Annotated in this window: 1 protein-coding gene, 1 pseudogene and 1 other annotated feature; of the genes and pseudogenes, one reads left to right on the top strand and one right to left on the bottom strand. The window is 66.0% G+C overall.

Going from position 1 to position 1211, the window contains the following annotated elements; genetic code table 11:
* Window positions 1-114: 114 nt before the first annotated feature.
* Window positions 115-267: an integrase core domain-containing protein gene (locus A37W_RS23450; protein ID WP_081617166.1), complete on the bottom strand. Its 153-nt coding sequence runs from the start codon at window positions 265-267 to the stop codon at window positions 115-117.
* Window positions 268-275: 8 nt separating this feature from the next.
* Between A37W_RS23450 and A37W_RS22215 the strand changes: the two are divergent.
* Window positions 276-1211 (top strand): annotated as a pseudogene (locus tag A37W_RS22215) (IS3 family transposase); the annotation flags it as partial.
* Window positions 557-673, top strand: a sequence feature (AL1L pseudoknot). Its footprint overlaps the pseudogene before it by 117 nt.

Here is a 1211-nt window from a genome sequence, read left to right on the forward strand (position 1 = left end):
TGCGCCTCCGTGAACCTCGATGCCTTCATCCGATTCCGCTCCTGTCCCAGCCAGGGAAGCGTAGCCGAAAACTCCAGCTTCGCGCGGTCCAGTTCTCAGGGGGCAGAGCACGTCTCACGATGACGGGCTGGTCGCGCCATCGGGAAAATGCATGGCGATCGGGACGCCGTATCCGATCGCGCTGTGTGGTCGGTCCTCGTCGTAGTGCCTACGCCAATCCTCTGAACCGCGCCGGGTTTGCCGGAGGCTCCCACGCCTGAGTAGGATGGAGCATCATGAGCAAGACCACGAACAAGTTCTCCCCCGAAGTGCGCGAACGGGCCGTTCGCATGGTTCTGGGCAATCCCGGGCAGCATGAGAGCCGCTGGCAGGCGATCGTGTCGGTGGCGGCGAAAATCGGCTGTTCGGCGAACACGCTGAACGAGTGGGTCAAGAAGGCGGAGGTCGGCGGCGGCAGGCGGGCCGGCGTCACCATCGAGATGGCCGAGCGGCTGAAGGCGCTCGAGCGCGAGAACCGGGAGCTGCGCCAGGCCAACGAGATCCTGCGCAAAGCGTCAGCGTATTTTGCTCAGGCGGAGCTCGACCGCCGACCGAAGTCATGATCGCCTTCATCGACGATCACCGTGGAGCGCTCGGGGTCGAGCCGATCTGCAAGCACCTGCCGATCGCCCTATCCACCTACTACGACCATCAGGCCAAGCGGGCCGATCCCGAGCTTCTGTCGGACCGGGCGAGGCGGGACGCCGAGTTGCGCCCCGAGATCCGGCGCGTGTTCGAAGAGAACTGGCGGTTCTACGGCGTGCGGAAGGTCTGGCGGCAGCTCGGGCGGGAGGGCGTCGATGTCGCCCGCTGCACGGTCGCCCGGCTGATGAAGCAGATGGGCCTTCAAGGCGCTATCCGTGGCAAACCGCACCGGACGACGAACCCGGACGAGAATGCGCCGTGCCCGCTCGACAAGGTGAACCGCCAGTTCCGGTGCCGGCGCCGGACCAGCTCTGGGTGAGCGATTTCACATATGTCGCCACCTGGGCCGGCTTCGTTTACGTCGCCTTCGTGATCGACGCCTTCGCCCGCCGCATCGTCGGCTGGCGGGTCAGCCGCACGGCCCATGCCGGGTTCGTTCTCGATGCCCTGGAGCAGGCCGTTCACCAGCGGCAACCAGGTGCCGGTCTGGTGCATCACTCGGATCGCGGTTCGCAAGGCGGTCTCAA

Origin of the sequence: Wenxinia marina DSM 24838 (assembly GCF_000379485.1) — a bacterium.
In the GTDB taxonomy this organism is placed as follows: Bacteria; Pseudomonadota; Alphaproteobacteria; order Rhodobacterales; family Rhodobacteraceae; genus Wenxinia; species Wenxinia marina.